This window comes from Rhodoferax sp., from assembly GCF_028689305.1.
Classification (GTDB): Bacteria; Pseudomonadota; Gammaproteobacteria; order Burkholderiales; family Burkholderiaceae_C; genus Rhodoferax.
Map to the genome: position 1 here is coordinate 1 of NZ_JAQTWM010000069.1, position 15,701 is coordinate 15,701.

At 61.5% G+C, this 15,701-nt stretch carries 14 protein-coding genes, 1 pseudogene and 1 CRISPR repeat array; of the genes and pseudogenes, 11 read left to right on the forward strand and 4 right to left on the reverse strand.

From position 1 onward, the window contains the following. Positions 1-120 precede the first annotated feature (120 nt). A pseudogene (locus tag PHW99_RS13415) lies at positions 121-459 on the forward strand (integrase core domain-containing protein); the annotation flags it as partial. 14 nt (positions 460-473) lie between these two features. Next, positions 474-1,100: direct repeats of the CRISPR family, unit length 28 nt; unit sequence GTTCACTGCCGCATAGGCAGCTCAGAAA. 118 nt (positions 1,101-1,218) lie between these two features. Here the strand turns inward: PHW99_RS13415 and upp are convergent. Together upp and PHW99_RS13425 are read right to left on the reverse strand one after the other, a co-directional pair. Continuing rightward, the gene (gene upp, locus PHW99_RS13420; RefSeq protein WP_300178439.1) at positions 1,219-1,854 is read right to left on the reverse strand and encodes a uracil phosphoribosyltransferase; all 636 of its coding nucleotides are present in this window, start codon (positions 1,852-1,854) and stop codon (positions 1,219-1,221) included. Between the two features lie 20 nt (positions 1,855-1,874). Beyond that, positions 1,875-3,410 carry a helicase HerA-like domain-containing protein gene (locus PHW99_RS13425; protein ID WP_300178391.1) on the reverse strand — a complete coding sequence of 512 codons (1,536 nt, stop codon included), beginning with the start codon at positions 3,408-3,410 and terminating at the stop codon, positions 1,875-1,877. A gap of 58 nt (positions 3,411-3,468) precedes the next feature. On the opposite strand from PHW99_RS13425, the gene PHW99_RS13430 reads away from it, so the two are divergent. The 10 genes from PHW99_RS13430 (at position 3,469) to PHW99_RS13475 (ending at position 12,466) form a co-directional block, all read left to right on the forward strand. Further along, positions 3,469-4,203, forward strand: a complete 735-nt coding sequence (locus PHW99_RS13430; protein ID WP_300178394.1) for a YebC/PmpR family DNA-binding transcriptional regulator — start codon at positions 3,469-3,471, stop codon at positions 4,201-4,203. Continuing rightward, the gene (gene purD / locus PHW99_RS13435) at positions 4,200-5,501 is read left to right on the forward strand and encodes a phosphoribosylamine--glycine ligase (RefSeq protein ID WP_300178396.1); all 1,302 of its coding nucleotides are present in this window, start codon (positions 4,200-4,202) and stop codon (positions 5,499-5,501) included. Before PHW99_RS13430 ends, purD begins: the two co-directional genes overlap by 4 nt. Next, positions 5,498-6,430 (forward strand): oxygen-dependent coproporphyrinogen oxidase, encoded by a 933-nt coding sequence (gene hemF / locus PHW99_RS13440; protein WP_300178398.1) that lies wholly within the window; start codon positions 5,498-5,500, stop codon positions 6,428-6,430. The genes purD and hemF overlap by 4 nt, the downstream gene beginning before the upstream one ends. Then, on the forward strand, positions 6,430-7,038 hold the full coding sequence (gene nadD, locus PHW99_RS13445; protein WP_300178400.1) for a nicotinate-nucleotide adenylyltransferase: 609 nt from the start codon (positions 6,430-6,432) through the stop codon (positions 7,036-7,038). Before hemF ends, nadD begins: the two co-directional genes overlap by 1 nt. Further along, positions 7,038-7,856, forward strand: a complete 819-nt coding sequence (rsfS, locus tag PHW99_RS13450; RefSeq protein WP_300178403.1) for a ribosome silencing factor — start codon at positions 7,038-7,040, stop codon at positions 7,854-7,856. The genes nadD and rsfS overlap by 1 nt, the downstream gene beginning before the upstream one ends. 2 nt (positions 7,857-7,858) lie before the next feature. Next, complete coding sequence (gene rlmH / locus PHW99_RS13455) at positions 7,859-8,326, forward strand: 23S rRNA (pseudouridine(1915)-N(3))-methyltransferase RlmH (protein WP_300178406.1); 468 nt, start codon at positions 7,859-7,861, stop codon at positions 8,324-8,326. A 107-nt stretch (positions 8,327-8,433) separates the two neighbouring features. Then, on the forward strand, positions 8,434-9,036 hold the full coding sequence (locus PHW99_RS13460) for a Maf family protein (RefSeq protein WP_300178409.1): 603 nt from the start codon (positions 8,434-8,436) through the stop codon (positions 9,034-9,036). A 20-nt stretch (positions 9,037-9,056) separates the two neighbouring features. Beyond that, positions 9,057-10,532, forward strand: coding sequence for a ribonuclease G (gene rng / locus PHW99_RS13465; protein ID WP_300178412.1), 1,476 nt, complete (start codon positions 9,057-9,059; stop codon positions 10,530-10,532). Between the two features lie 15 nt (positions 10,533-10,547). Beyond that, on the forward strand, positions 10,548-11,297 hold the full coding sequence (locus PHW99_RS13470; protein ID WP_300178414.1) for a polysaccharide deacetylase family protein: 750 nt from the start codon (positions 10,548-10,550) through the stop codon (positions 11,295-11,297). After that, entirely contained in the window at positions 11,294-12,466 is a 1,173-nt protein-coding gene (locus PHW99_RS13475; RefSeq protein ID WP_300178417.1) for a glycosyltransferase family 4 protein, read from the forward strand. Before PHW99_RS13470 ends, PHW99_RS13475 begins: the two co-directional genes overlap by 4 nt. A 31-nt stretch (positions 12,467-12,497) precedes the next feature. Here the strand turns inward: PHW99_RS13475 and msbA are convergent, their stop codons facing one another. Both msbA and PHW99_RS13485 read right to left on the reverse strand, forming a co-directional pair. Next, positions 12,498-14,273: a lipid A export permease/ATP-binding protein MsbA gene (gene msbA, locus PHW99_RS13480; RefSeq protein WP_300178420.1), complete on the reverse strand. Its 1,776-nt coding sequence runs from the start codon at positions 14,271-14,273 to the stop codon at positions 12,498-12,500. Further along, positions 14,270-15,547, reverse strand: coding sequence for an O-antigen ligase family protein (locus PHW99_RS13485; protein ID WP_300178423.1), 1,278 nt, complete (start codon positions 15,545-15,547; stop codon positions 14,270-14,272). Before PHW99_RS13485 ends, msbA begins: the two co-directional genes overlap by 4 nt. Between the last annotated feature and the right edge of the window lie 154 nt (positions 15,548-15,701).

Genomic DNA, 15,701 nt, shown 5'->3' on the forward strand with positions numbered 1-15,701 from the left:
TGGAGCCGATTGGGTATATTCCACCGGCCGAGGCTGAGGCCAACTACTACCGGCAACTCGCCGAGAAGACCGAATCCCCGGTTTCACTTTAACTAACCAGCCTCCACGATACCCGGGGCGATTCAAGATGCGCTAAAAATGGCTTGGTTCAGACGCTCCCCAGCTGCGGGGTTGATCTTCCACTCAGACCGGGGAAGCCAATATTGCGGGCACGAGTTTCAGGGCACGCTGGCGGGCTACAAGATGAAAAGCTCGATGAGCCGCAAAGGCAACTGTTGGGACAACGCGCCCACGGAGAGCCTGTGGGCGCGATTGAAAGTGGGCAGGCTTTACGGGCAAAGATTTGCAACCCGACGACAGGCAATGGACGAAGTGATTGACTGGCTGACGTTCTACAACCACAGCCGGTTGCACTCCACTTTGGGGTATGTCAGTCCGATGAAGTTTGAAGAACGCTGGACTGCGGCACAGCAATTGAAGGCCGCATAATGGAACGGCTAAGCGGTACGTCAAACAGGGGCAGGTTCAAAAGGTTCACTGCCGCATAGGCAGCTCAGAAATTGAGCGGCTCCCAGGGCATGTGTTGCAGCTGGTTCACTGCCGCATAGGCAGCTCAGAAAGCGCAGGTCACGGCGCTGGCCGCATCGCTCACGTTCACTGCCGCATAGGCAGCTCAGAAAAAAGGCGCCCAGGTGCGCACCCGCATCATCGAGTTCACTGCCGCATAGGCAGCTCAGAAATGGCCACACGCGGCACCGTGTACTCTGTGCCGGTTCACTGCCGCATAGGCAGCTCAGAAAACCGACGCAGCGGGCAAATCCATCGTCAGCGCGTTCACTGCCGCATAGGCAGCTCAGAAAACGTTTGCTGGACTCATTGGCCTGAGGGCTGTGTTCACTGCCGCATAGGCAGCTCAGAAATGCATCAGTGGTGTGTCTTTGAATTGCTGTTTGTTCACTGCCGCATAGGCAGCTCAGAAAATGGAGCCACTGAATCCCGTGATGAAATTTTCGTTCACTGCCGCATAGGCAGCTCAGAAATGCCCGTTTGATCGGCTGTAGCGATTGCTTTCGTTCACTGCCGCATAGGCAGCTCAAAAAGGAGGGGAAGTCGGCTGCGGCATCAAGGCGCGAGGCAAGCACAAGTTCGTAGCAAATACGAATGGCCGTTACAGCCTGCTAACAACTCCCAACTTGTTGAACAAGGAAAAAGGTACCCTCACTGTGTTCCAAAAATCCGGTCACCGGCATCTCCCAGCCCCGGCAGGATGTAGCCGTGGCTGTTGAGCTGGCGGTCGATGGCGGCGGTGAAGATTTGCACGTCCGGGTGGGCGTCGCGCAGGGCCTTGACACCTTCGGGGCAGGTCAGCAGGCAGACAAACTTGATCGAGCGGGGTTTCAAGGCCTTCAGGCGGGTGATGGCGGCAATGGCCGAGTGGCCGGTGGCCAGCATCGGGTCGACCACGATGGCATCACGCTCGGGCATCTCCTTGGGCATCTTGAAGTAATACTCCACCGCCTGCAGCGTGGTCGGGTCGCGGTACAGGCCGATGTGACCCACGCGTGCGCCTGGCACCACGGACAAAAAGCCGTCCAGAATGCCGGTGCCGGCGCGCAGGATGGACACCAGCGCGAGTTTCTTGCCATCGATGACCTTGGCCGTCATGGTTTCCAGCGGGGTTTCGATTTCAATGTCCTGAGTGGGCATGTCGCGGGTGACTTCATAGGCCATCAGCATCGCCAATTCATTGAGCAGGGTGCGAAAGCTGGTGGTGCTGGCGTCCTTGCGGCGCATCAGGGTCAGCTTGTGCTGCACCAGCGGGTGGTCGATGACGTGTACAAAGGGGTCTGAAATAGTCATGATGAAGAGTCCTTTTATCTTTTTGATCCGCCGAATATGCCACCAAGCACGCCGCGAATGATCTGGCGGCCCACTTCGCGGCCAATGGAGCTGGCTGCGCTTTTCAACAGTTGTTCCCCAGCCGAGGTGCGCCGGCCATTGCCGCCGCTGAGCAAGCCGCCCAGACCGGAGCTGATGCTGTCCAGAATACCACCGGAAGCCGCTGGCGCCTGGGCTGCGTCCTGGCCGCTGCTCGCCGGGCTGTTGGTGCTGGTGGCGGAGGCCGTGCGTGTGCTGGTGCGGCCTTTGAGGCTTTCAAAGGCGGACTCCCGGTCCAGCAATTTTTCATAAACACCGGCCACGATCGAGTCGGTCAGCAAGGCTTGCCGCTGTTCGGGGGTGATCGGGCCGATCTGGCTTGCGGGGGGCAGCACAAACACCCGTTCGGTCGGGCAGGGGCGGCCTTTTTCGTCCAGGAAACTCACCAGCGCTTCGCCGACACCCAGTTCGGTGATGGCGGCGGCCACGTCCAGGCCCGGGTTGGGGCGCATGGTGTCGGCGGCGGATTTGACGGCTTTCTGGTCGCGCGGCGTGAAGGCGCGCAGCGCGTGTTGTACCCGGTTGCCCAGCTGGGCCAGCACGGTGTCGGGGATGTCCAGCGGGTTTTGCGTGACAAAGTACACCCCCACGCCCTTGGATCGCACCAGCCGCACCACCAGCTCAATGCGCTCGATCAGCACCTTGGGGGCATCGGCAAACAGCAGGTGGGCTTCGTCAAAGAAAAACACCAGCTTGGGTTTCTCCAGGTCACCGACTTCAGGCAGGTTCTCAAACAGTTCACTGAGCAGCCATAGCAGGAAAGTGCTGTAGAGCCGGGGGGAGTTCATCAGCTTGTCGGCCGCCAGCACGTTGATCATGCCGCGCCCGGCGCTGTCGGTCTGCATGAAGTCGTCGATGTTGAGCATGGGCTCGCCAAAGAACTTGTCGCCGCCCTGTTGCTCGATCTGCATCAGACCACGCTGGATGGCGCCGATGCTGGCGGCGCTGATGTTGCCGTATTCGGTGGTGAAGTCAGACGCGTTGTCACCCACCTGCTGGCACATGGCGCGCAGGTCTTTCATGTCCAGCAGCAGCAGGCCGTCATCGTCAGCGATCTTGAATACCAGTTGCAGCACACCGGCCTGGGTCTCGTTGAGGTTGAGCATGCGTGCCAGCAACAGCGGCCCCAGATCACTGATGGTGGCGCGCACCGGGTGACCCTGTTCGCCAAACACGTCCCACAAGGTGGTGGAAAAACCGCTGTAAGCCGGTTCGGGGATACCGCGTTGCTCCAGGAGCTTGGCCAGTTTGGGGTTGCTGCTGCCGGCGCGAGAAATGCCGGTCAGGTCACCTTTGATGTCGGCCATGAACACCGGCACGCCGAGTTTGGCAAAGCCTTCGGCCATGGTTTGCAGTGTGATGGTCTTGCCGGTTCCTGTGGCACCGGTGATCAGGCCGTGGCGGTTGGCCTTGTCGGGCTGAAGGAAACACTGGGTAGCGCCATGCTGGGCGATCAGGATGGGTTCGGGCATGTCAACCTCAAAAAGTACAATTCACCCGATAGCGTAACGAACTTTTGAAGGATTTCTCGTGGCAGGACATAGCAAATGGGCCAATATTCAGCACCGCAAGGGCCGTCAGGACGAAAAACGCGGCAAGATCTGGACCCGCATCATCCGTGAAATCACCGTGGCGGCCCGTGCCGGTGGCGGCGATCTGTCAGCCAACCCGCGTCTGCGCCTGGCCATCGACAAGGCCAAGGCTGCCAACATGCCGGCTGACCGCATCAAATACAACATCGACAAGGCCACGGGTTCGCTCGATGGCGTCAACTATGAAGAAATCCGTTACGAAGGTTACGGCATTGGTGGTGCCGCCATCATCGTGGACACCATGACCGACAACAAGGTGCGCACGGTGGCCGAGGTGCGCCACGCGTTCTCCAAGTTTGGCGGCAACATGGGTACCGAAGGCTCGGTGGCATTCCAGTTCAAGCATTGCGGCCAGATCATTTTTGCGCCGGGTGTGAGTGAAGACAAGGTGATGGAGGTGGCGCTGGAAGCCGGGGCCGACGATGTCATCACCGACGACGATGGCGCCATTGAAGTGATCACCGCCGTGGCTGATTTTGAGGCGGTCAAGGACGCCCTGGTGGCAGCCGGGCTGACCCCCGATGACGCCGAGGTCACGATGCGGGCCGAGAATCCGATCGAGGTCACCGGGGACGATGCCGTGCGCATGCAAAAACTGCTGGACGCCCTGGAAGACCTGGACGATGTGCAAGAGGTTTATCACAACGCCGAAATCGACACCGACAGCCTATGAAAATTCTTGTCATTGGCGGCGGTGGCCGCGAACACGCCCTGGCCTGGAAACTGGCCCAGTCGCCCAAAACCCACAACATCTATGTCGCCCCCGGCAACGGTGGCACCGCTCAGGATGACCGCTTTGAAAACGTCGCGATCACCGACGTGAAAGAGTTGGCGGCGTGGGCGCTGGCCCAAAAAGTGGTCCTGACGGTGGTGGGCCCCGAGGTGCCGCTGGCGGCTGGGGTGGTGGATGAATTCCGCAAACATGGCCTGCGCATTTTTGGCCCGACCCAGGCGGCGGCGCAGCTGGAAAGCTCCAAGGCGTTTTCCAAGGCCTTCATGAAGCGCCACGGCATTCCCACGGCCGACTACGAAACCTTCTCCGACCCGGTGGCGGCGCATGCCTACGTTGACCAGAAGGGCGCGCCGATTGTGGTCAAGGCTGACGGGCTGGCGGCGGGCAAAGGGGTGGTGGTGGCCATGACGGCGGCCGAGGCACATGAGGCCATTGATTTCATGCTGCTCGACAACACGCTGGGCGTCAGCCATAACGCTGGTGGCGCCCGGGTCGTGATTGAAGAGTTTTTGGCGGGTGAGGAAGCCAGCTTCATCGTCATGGTGGACGGCAAGAACGTCTTGCCACTGGCCACCAGCCAGGACCATAAACGTCTGCTCAATGGTGACCAGGGCCCCAATACCGGCGGCATGGGCGCTTATTCCCCGGCCCCGGTGGTCACGCCTGACGTGCATGCCCGCGTGATGCGCGAGATCATTCTGCCCACGGTGCGTGGCATGGAAAAGGACGGCATCCCCTTCACCGGCTTTTTGTACGCTGGTTTGATGATTGACGAGCATGGCCGCCCCAAGACGCTCGAATTCAACTGCCGCATGGGCGACCCTGAAACACAACCGATCATGATGCGGCTGAAATCCGATCTGGTGGACGTGATGCTGGCGGCCACCGAACCCGGCCTGCACGGCAAGCTCGACCAGGTGGAACTGGAGTGGGACCGCCGTACCGCGCTCGGTGTGGTGCTGGCTGCGCAGGGTTACCCGTTGACACCGCGTAAGGGTGATGCCATCACCCAAGTGCCCAGGGAAACCGAAGACGCCATGGTGTTCCATGCCGGCACCACGCTGGTGGACGGGCAGTTGCAAACCTCCGGTGGGCGTGTGTTTTGTGTCACGGTGCTGGCGGACAACGTGCGTCAGGCCCAGCAACGGGCTTATGAAGTGGCCGCAGGTGTGCAATTTGCCGGCATGCAGTACCGCACCGACATCGGTTACCGCGCCATCAAAGGGGCTGGGGCATGACGGCCCAGGCAGTGGCGGCCAGCGCTCCAGAGCGTGTCAGCGCCTATTTGCGTGGTCTGCAGGCCCGCATCACCGGCGCCATTGGTGCGCTGGACGGCACGGCTTTTCTGGCGGACCCCTGGGAGAAACCGGCGGGTGAGAAGCTGCAGGGGCAGGGCATCACGCAGATTCTGGAAGGTGGACCGGTGTTTGAGCGCGCTGGCTGCGGTTTTTCCCACGTCAGCGGCCCGAGCCTGCCGCCGTCAGCCACCCAGCACCGGCCTGAACTGGCGGGTGCGCCGTTTGAAGCCATGGGGGTGTCGCTGGTGTTTCACCCGCGCAACCCTTATGTGCCGACCGTGCACATGAATGTGCGCATGATTTCAGCCACCGGGCGTGACGGTCAGCTGGTGTGCTGGTTTGGTGGTGGCATGGACCTGACGCCGTATTACGGCTTTGAGGAAGACGCCGTGCATTTTCACCAAACCTGCAAAACGGCTTTGCAGCCCTTTGGTGACGACAAGTACCCGCGTTTCAAGACCTGGTGCGACGAGTACTTTTTCCTGAAACACCGCAATGAACAGCGTGGTGTCGGCGGCGTGTTTTTTGACGACTTTTCCGAGCTGGGTTTTGAACCCAGCCTGGCGATGATGCAATCCGTGGGGGACGCCTTTTTGGGCGCCTATCTGCCGATAGTCGAACGGCGCAAGGACATGACCTACGGCGAGCGCGAACGGGCGTTTCAGTTGTACCGGCGTGGGCGCTACGTGGAATTCAACCTGGTGTGGGACCGGGGCACCCATTTTGGCCTGCAATCGGGCGGCCGCAGTGAGTCGATCCTGCTGTCCATGCCGCCGCTGGTGAGCTGGGCCTATCAGCAGGTGCCGGCAGCGGGCAGCCCCGAGGCCGCGCTGTACAGCCAGTTTCTGGTGCGCCGGGACTGGGTCTGATGACGGGAGTGGCCCGGCGTATTGGCATTTTGGGCGGCGCCTTCGACCCGCCGCACCGTGCCCACCTGGCGCTGGCCCGGATCGCGATTGAGCAGCTCCAGCTGGATGAATTGCGTGTCATCCCCACGGGTCAGGCTTGGCACAAACCACGTCCCCTGACGGCGCCGGAACACCGCCTGGCCATGACCCGGCTGGCTTTTGCGGCGCTGCCGCAGGTGGTGCTGGACCCCCGGGAGGTTGAGCGCCCTGGTCCGAGTTACACCATTGACACCTTGCACGAACTGCAGCTGACTGCGCCGGGGTGTGAACTGTTCCTGATCATCGGCGCGGACCAGGCGCAAGCCCTGACAAGCTGGCGGTCATGGCAGGAGATTGTGAAGATAGCTACAATATGTGTAGCTTTTCGTGCCTGTTTTATGCGGGCTGGCGCCGAATTTGACGCCGAAAAAGCGTTTCCGCAGCGCTTTTTGCACCTGCCTATGCCGGCCATGGCCATCAGCGCGACGGACATCCGGGCGGCTGTTTTGGCCCATCAGGACGTGACGCCACTGGTGGACGAGCCTGTTGCGCGTTATATTGCCGACCACCATCTTTACCAGACTGTTTGATGACTACCAAAACCTCTACCAAAACCACCGCCAAGACGGCAGCCAAAACCGCTGCCGCTCCCAGGACCCCAGCCACGGGCAAGGCCACGGCCAAACCGGTCAGCAAAACCGCCGACAAAAAGGACGTGCAGAAGCTGCAACGCGCCATTGTTGACGGTCTGGAGGATGTCAAGGGACAGGAGATCGTGGTGTTTGACACCGAGCAACTTTCGCCGCTGTTTGAGCGGGTGATTGTGGCCTCGGGTACCTCCAATCGGCAGACCAAGGCGCTGGCTGCCAGCGTGGTGGATGCCGTGCGTGAAGCGGGTTTTGCCAAACCGCGGGTGGAAGGGGAAGACAACGGGGAATGGATCATCGTGGACTGTGGTCAGGCCGTGGTGCATGTGATGCAACCCAACATTCGCACCTATTACAACCTGGAAGAGTTGTGGGGTGAAAAACCGGTGCGGCTGAAGCTTGGCGCGGCCAAGCCGGTGGTGGCGGTGGCCAGTGAGCCCATGGCCAGGAAGACCGCCAAGCCTGTCGGCAGTCTGCGGCGCTCCAGTGCCGCCAAGAAGGGGGTGGAAGAAGCCTTCCCGTCCAAGGCACAGCTCAAGAAGGCCCAGGACCGCCAAGCAGCTGCTGCTAAAAAGGTAGCTACAAAGCCAGTATCTACGCGGGCTAGAGTGCAAAAAGACGATGAAAAAATCGCCAAACCCAAGGTCCGCACCCTGGTGGTGAACGCACCGACAAAACCTGCTGCCAAAAAGGTCGCCGGCAAGCCGACCACGCGTCCGGCCGCCAAAAAGGCCAGCAAACCGGCTTCGCGTCAAGCCTGACCGTGCGCTTGCTGATCGTGGCGGTCGGCCAGCGTGTGCCTGATTGGGCGCAAACGGCGTGGGACGACTACGCCAAACGCTTTCCGTTTGAACTCAAGGTCGAGCTCAAAGCCGTCAAGACCGAACCACGGGCGTCCAAGTCCCTCGACACGCTGTACGCCGCTGAGCGTGCGCGGATCGAGGCGGCCATCCCCAAGGGGTGCCGCGTGGTGGCGCTCGATGAGCGGGGCACGGCACTGACCACCATGGCGTTGGCCGGCAAGCTCAAGGACTGGCAGTTGTCGGGTGACGACGTGGCGCTGGTGATTGGCGGCCCGGATGGGCTCGATCCGGCATTCCGGCAAGCAGCCCATGAGCGAATTCGTCTGTCCGACCTGACGCTGCCACATGCTTTTGTGCGTGTGTTGTTGATCGAGCAGCTCTACCGCGCCTGGTCCATCAATGCCAACCACCCCTACCACCGTGAGTGATGCTATGTCTGAATCGCCCCTGTCGTTGTTGTTGCGCCTTGCCGTACCTCTGTGCTGTCTGCGGCTCAACGCCTAGACAGGAGCGATTCAGGCATGGCATCTGAAAAATGAAGAAATTTGTCTACCTGGCTTCGCAAAGCCCCAGGCGCCGGCAGTTGCTGGAGCAGATCGGTGTCGCTTACGAGCTGCTGTTGCCCGATGCTGATGAAGATCCGGAAAGCCTGGAGGTGGTGCTGCCGCGTGAGGCGCCGCTGGCCTATGTGCAGCGGGTGACCCAACTTAAGCTCGATGCTGCGCTGGTCCGGCTCAAACGCCGCGGTTTGCCGGCGGCACCGGTGTTGTGCTCAGACACCACCGTGGCGCTGGGGCGCACCATTCTGGGCAAACCGGCCGATGCCGGCGAGGCCATGGACATCCTGACCAGGCTGGCCGGCCAGACACACCGGGTGTTGACGGCTGTGGCGCTGGGCACGGCGCGCCGGCGCCAGCAGACGGTGTCTGTCTCGCGTGTCACTTTCGGACCGATGACGAAGGCGCAGATCCAGCGCTACATTGACACCGGTGAGCCGTTTGGCAAGGCCGGTGCCTATGGTGTGCAGGGCCGGGCGGCGGCTTACATCGCCCACCTCAGCGGCAGTTATTCCGGCATCATGGGGCTGCCCATGTATGAAACAGCGGCGCTGCTGCGGGCCTTCGGCCTGAATGGTTGACGCGTTACAGTCTGACCCCTATGCAAGAAGATATTCTGATCAACTGGTCGCCGCAGGAAACCCGGGTGGCGATTGTCGAAGGCGGCGCCCTGCAGGAGCTGCATGTGGAGCGCACGCTGGAGCGTGGCCTGGTGGGCAACGTCTATCTGGGCAAGGTGGCGCGGGTCCTGCCAGGGATGCAGTCGGCCTTCATTGACATTGGCTTGGAGCGGGCGGCCTTTTTGCATGTGGCCGACGTCTGGCACCCGCCGGCCGAGGGCGAAACCATTTCTGCGGCGCGCAACGCTGCCACACAGATCCCGATTGAAAAACAGGTGTTTGAAGGTCAGAGCCTGATGGTTCAGGTGATCAAGGACCCCATCGGCACCAAGGGCGCACGCTTGTCCACCCAGATTAGCATTGCCGGGCGCATGCTGGTGTTTTTGCCGCAGGACGATCACATTGGTGTCTCGCAGAAAATCCCTTCGGAACAGCGGGAAGCCTTGCGCACACGTGTGCAGGCGCTGGTTGGTGATTTGGGGGGCGGGTTTATTTTGCGTACCAACGCCGAAGATGCCACTGACCAGGAGCTGATCGACGATATCGCCTACCTGCGCAAGGCCTGGCAACGCACGCGTGAAGCGGCCACCCGCCTGCCCGTGACCTCGTTATTGCATCAGGACCTGAGTCTGTTGCAACGTGTCTTGCGTGACCTGGTGGGTGAAAACACCCAGTCGATCCGGGTGGATTCGCTGGAGCAATTCGATCAATTGCGGCAATTCGGGGTTGAGTTCATGCCCGCGGCAGCGCAGAAATTGCAGCACTACAAGGGTGAGCGGCCGATTTTTGACCTGCATTCGATTGATGAGGAAATCGCCAAGGCGCTGGGGCGGCGGGTGGAGCTGAAGTCGGGGGGTTACCTGATTGTTGACCAGACCGAGGCGCTGACCACGGTCGACGTCAACACCGGCGGTTACGTGGGCGCCCGCAATTTTGATGACACCATTTTCAAGACCAACCTGGAGGCGGCGCAGGCCATTGCACGGCAACTTCGCTTGCGCAACCTGGGTGGCATCATTGTGGTGGATTTCATTGACATGGAGCGTGAAGACCACCGCCAGGCGGTGTTGACCGAAGTGCGCAAGCAGTTGGCGCGTGACCGTGTCAAAACCATGTGTGGTGGTTTTTCTCAGCTGGGCCTGGTCGAAATGACGCGCAAGCGCACCCGAGAGTCACTGGCGCACATGTTGTGCGAGCCCTGCCCGATGTGTGATGGCAAGGGCATTGTCAAAACGCCGCGCAGCGTGGCTTACGACATCTTCCGCGAAATTTTGCGCGAGGCGCGCCAGTTCGACCCCAAGGAATTCCGGGTGGTGGCCTCGCCCAAGGTCATCGAGCTGTTTCTGGACGAGGAAAGCCAGCATCTGGCTGGTTTGAGCGAGTTCATCGGCAAACCGGTGTCGCTGCACAGCGAAAGCGCCATGGGGCAGGAACAGTACGACATTGTGCTGATCTGACAAGGCAGCGTGTGTATGCGGTCTGATACCTGTGCACCTGCGGCGCCGATTCCGATCCTGGTCTACCACCAGATTGACGTGGCGCCGGCCAGAGGGGCGGCCTTTCGCAGCCTGTATGTGGCACCCGATGCTTTTGCACGGCAGATGGCGTTGCTGAACATGCTGGGTTACCGTGGCCTGTCGCTGACAGCGCTGCAACCCTACCTCAGCGGCGAACGGCGTGGCAAGGTGTGTGGCATCACGTTTGACGACGGTTATGTCAACAACCTTGAGCAGGCGCTGCCAGTGTTGCAGGCGTATGGGTTTTCGTCGACCTGTTACGCCGTCAGCCAGCGGCTGGGGCAAACCAATGACTGGGACCAGTCTGTCGGTGTTGCTGCGGCGCCCCTGATGAACGCCGGCCAGTTGCGTGCCTGGGTGGCGGGAGGCCAGGAGGTCGGCGCGCATACCCGGCACCATGTGCACTTGCCACAGCTTAGTGATACCGACAGTGCCCGTGAAATCGCGGCTTGCCAGGCCGAACTGGAAGAGGCCAGCCAGTCCCGGGTGGCGCACTTTTGTTACCCCTATGGCGACTTTGGTCCGGCGCATGTGGCGATGGTGCGCCAGGCTGGCTTTGCCACGGCCACCACCACGGCCCGTTCGCGCTGCCAGGCCGGCGATGACTGGTGGTTGTTGCCACGGGTGCCGGTGGTGCGCAGCACCAGCTTGCCGGTGTTTTGGCTCAAGCTGGCCACCCGTTACGAAGATCGGCACCGCCTGTGAAACAGAGCGGGCAACAGGAACCCGCTCGGCGGCTGCGCATTGCCGTATTGAACCGCCAGTTTTCGGCCACGGGCGGTGGTGCTGAGCGTTATTCCATGGCTTTGGTGGCGCAACTCGCAGCGCAACATGAGATTCATGTCTTTGCCCAGCACATCGACCATGATGTGCCCGGGGTGAGCTACCACCGGGTGTCCAAGCTGGTGTCCCGGCCGCGCTGGCTGAACCAGCTCTGGTATGCCGGGGTGACCTGGTGGGCGACCCGGCGTGGTTTTGATGTGGTGCATTCCCACGAGAACACCTGGCATGGCCAGGTGCAGACGGTGCATGTGCTGCCGATCAAATACAACCTGTTCCAGGGACGCCAGGGCTGGGCTTATGGGCTGCGCTGGCTCAAGGTGCTGACCAGCCCGCGCCTGCTGGTGTATCTGGCGCTGGAACGCAGCCGGTTTGCCTTGCGCCGGCCACGGACCATCGTGCTGACCTCGCAAACGCTGGTGGCCCAGACGCTGCAGGCCTATCCGGCCTGCCATCACGCCATTGAGGTGATCACCCCTGGTGTGGACCGGGTCTATGGGACAGCGGACCGAACGGAACAGGTCGCCGCCAGACAGGCACTTGGCGTGCCGCTGGTGGGGCAGTGCATCCTGTTTGTCGGCAACGATTACCGCAAGAAAGGGCTGGGGGTTCTGATCCATGCCCTGGCAGCCTTGCCGGACAGCTTTCTGGTGGTGGTGGGCAACCCGGCCCAAGTGCCGGTGTTCAGAGCCCAGGCTGAGGCCGCCGGGGTGGCGGCGCGGGTGTTTTTCCTTGGTGCGCTGCGTGATGTGGGGCCGGCGTATGTGGCGGCGGACTGTCTGGCCCACCCCACCCAGGAGGACACGTTTGCCATGGTGGTGCTCGAAGCCATGGCGCACGGCTTGCCGGTGGTGGTCAGTGCTCAGCCGTACTGCGGCATTGCGGCCTTGTTGCAGCCAGGGCGGGACGCGCTGTTGCTGGACAACCCGCACGATGTGCAGGCCCTGGTGGCAGCTTTGCAGCAATGCAGGCACGACTTGGGGCTGGCCGAGCGTTTACGCACGGGTGCCCTGGCCTTTGCCGGTGCCCATTTGTGGGCCGCCCAGGCACGCCGGCAGGCACAGATTTACCAGCAAATGGCAGACGCGGGTTGACCCGTCTGCGGGGTGGCTCGATGCCAAGGGGTCAACTGTCGTGCAAGCCCAGTCGATAGAGGCGGGCATAGACACCGTCATGCTGCATCAGGCTGGCGTGGTTGCCGGATTCGGCAATGCCGCCATGCTCCAGCACCACAATGCGGTCGGCGTGATGCACCGTAGACAGGCGATGGGCAATCACCAGGGTGGTGCGGTTTTTCATCAAACGCTCCAGCGCCTCCTGCACGCTGCGCTCGGATTCGGTGTCCAGCGCCGACGTGGCCTCGTCCAGAATCAGGATCGGTGCGTCCTTGTACAGCGCACGGGCGATCGCCAGGCGTTGGCGCTGGCCACCCGAGAGCTGGGTGGCATTGTGGCCGACCAGGGTGTCGATGCCCTGGGGCAGGGTTTGCACAAACGCCGTCAGATTGGCGGATGCCAGACACTGCAACACACGCTCACGGTCCACCGGCAGGCCGAGCGCCACATTGGTGGCCACGCTGTCATTGATCATCACCACCTGCTGGCTTACCAGCGAGAACTGTGCCCGCAAGGCTGTGAGTTGCCAGTCACGCAACTCATGTCCATCCAGACAGACTTGACCCGACTGGATGTTCACAAAACGGGTCAACACGTTGATCAGGGTGGTTTTGCCCGAGCCGGAAGCGCCCACCAGGGCCACGGTTTCCCCGGGTTGAATGGTCAGGTTTTTAATGCTCAAAGCCGGCCTTAGCCCGGATGGATATTGCACCAATAGCTCTGAAAAAGATAGCAACCCGGTGGCGCGTGGTTTGGCAAACTGGCCACTGGACTCGTCGGCGGTGTGTTCGATCAACGTCAGCGCCCGCTCCAGCGCCACCAGGCCACGGGTGATCGGGCTGGAAACCTCGGAGAGCTGACGCACGGGCGCAATGATCATCAGCATGGCGGTGACGAAGGCGACAAACCCGCCCACTGACGTGCCACTGCTGGCACTTTGGACCAGGGCCACAGAAATCACGGCGGACAACGCCACGGCGGCCAGCATTTGTGTCATGGGTGTCATGGCGGCACCGGCCACGGTCGATTTCATGGCCAAGTGGCGCAGGGATTCGCTCAAATGCCGGAAGCGTTCGGCTTGTGAAGGCTGTGCTGCATACAGGCGGATGTCGCGGTGCGCCAGCACGTTTTCTTCCACCACGTAGGCCAGTTCATCGGTGGCTTCCTGGTTGGCCTGGGTGAGTTTGTGCACGCGCCGGGTCAGCACCTTCATGACCCAGGCCACCGCCGGGAAGATGGCAGCGACGATCAGGGTGAGTTTCCAGTTCAGGTAAAACAGATAGCCGGTCAGGGCCAGCAGGGTCAGGCCGTTGCGGGTGAGGCTCAGCATGGCATTGACCAGCATGGTGGCGCCGTTTTGTACTTCGTAGACCACGGTGTTGGACAGGGCGCTGGCGTTTTGTTCTGAAAAGAGTTTGAGTTCTGCAGCCAGGATTTTGTCGAACATGGCTTGGCGCATCAGTTGCAGCCCCTGGTGGGTGATGCGGGTCAAGCCGATTTGTGACAGGTAACCTGCCATCCCGCGCACACCAAACAGCAGCAGCAGCGCAGCAGGCACCATCCAGATGGGCAATTCGCCCTGCTGGAAACCCCGATCAAGCAGCGGCTTGAGCAAGGCCGGAATCATGGGTTCGGTGGCGGCGCCCACCACGGCGCTGACAGCCACCAGCACCCAGGTCGCGGGCGAGATGCCAAAGTAGGGCACAAAACGGCGGATGCGCTGCAGCAGGCTGTCCCGCGGGAGCTCGGGGTTGGCAGCGGCGTTGGTGTCGGGCAAGTCGCTCATGCCATGGCTCCGGTGTTTGGGTAGGCTGTGGCGGCGGTGGAAGGATGGTGGGCGCCATGTTGCCGCACACCCAGCGCCAGCAGCAGGCCCAGGCTGATGCAGAAAAAATCGCCAATCAAGGCATCGTACAGCGACGAATTGAACAGGCAGGCCAGCGCCATGACGGCAATCACCGAGTAGCTAGCCCGTTTGACGGGGGCGGCCATGCCTGAAGCGTCGCGCAGCAGCGCCAGGATCAGCAGCAACAGCAGCAAGCTGCCCCCCAGGCCCAGTTCCACGCCCCACAGCAAATATTCCTGGTGCGGGTTGCTGGCCGGGTTGTTGCCAAAGACCTTGTCGGCGTCCGCGCCCTGAATGCGCTTGACGGTGCTGGTCCAGCTGCCGACGCCGTGGCCACTGAGCGGACTTTCCTGCATGGCCTGCAGCGACCGGCGCCAAGCATGGAGCCGGAAACCCGAAGAACTGGCGCTGGCGCCTTGCGCACCGTAGCTCTGGCTTTCACTGAAAGCCTGGGTCAGACGTGCCTTGACCTGGGCCGAACCCGCGTAAAGTCCGGCCAGCAGTACCAGCGGGATCAAAACCAGGGCCGCCAAACGCAGTTTTTTCGGCAGCTCCCACATGATGGCCAGGGTCAAGACCGCCAGCGCAGCGACGTAACCGGTACGCCCTTCCTGCAAAAACAGGGTGTTGATCAGGGCCGCTGCGGCCATCAGTGCCGCGGCCCAGCGCCAGGCGGGCCAATACGAACGCAGGTGCCAGAAAACCGCCGCACTGGCGGAAAAGATCAGGCTTTGGTCCAGATAGGTGGAGTAAACCACGGTCCTGAATTGCGGTATCGTGGCCCACTCACTGGTGGCCCAGGGCACCACCACACCAGCGGCCATGGTCCAGGAACTCAGGATGAACAAGGTTTGCCCCAGCAGGAAGCTCACCACAGCCAGGCGGGCATCGCGTTCACGGCGGATCAGGCCGATCAACATGGCGATTTCCAGCAGCTTGCTGTGTTTGCCAAAGGCCTGCAGCGCCAGATCCAGTGGGGCTTGGCTCCAGGTCAGGCTCAGGGCAAAAGCCGCCACGATCCCCAGAATGACACGTACCGACCAGAGTCCAGCCAGAGCCCGGTCTCCTTCTTTGTGCCGCAAGCCGGCACCCAGAACCAGCAGGCAACTGACGAACAGCAGCAGCTTGCCCAGACTGACCCATGCCATTGGAAGACTGACGCTGATGGCGATCAGACCAATCATCATGAGTCGCAAACGTTCAATCAGGTGCATCAGGGTGGAGTGGGTGAAGGGCGAGCCGGGGTTGCGACTTTACCTTAAGGCCTGGTGAGGCCCGGGCGTCAACTATGATGCGGTCTGAGTTTCTTGAGCCGCCTTCATGTCACTTTCCGTCATCATCATCACCCGCAACGAAGCGGCCAATATC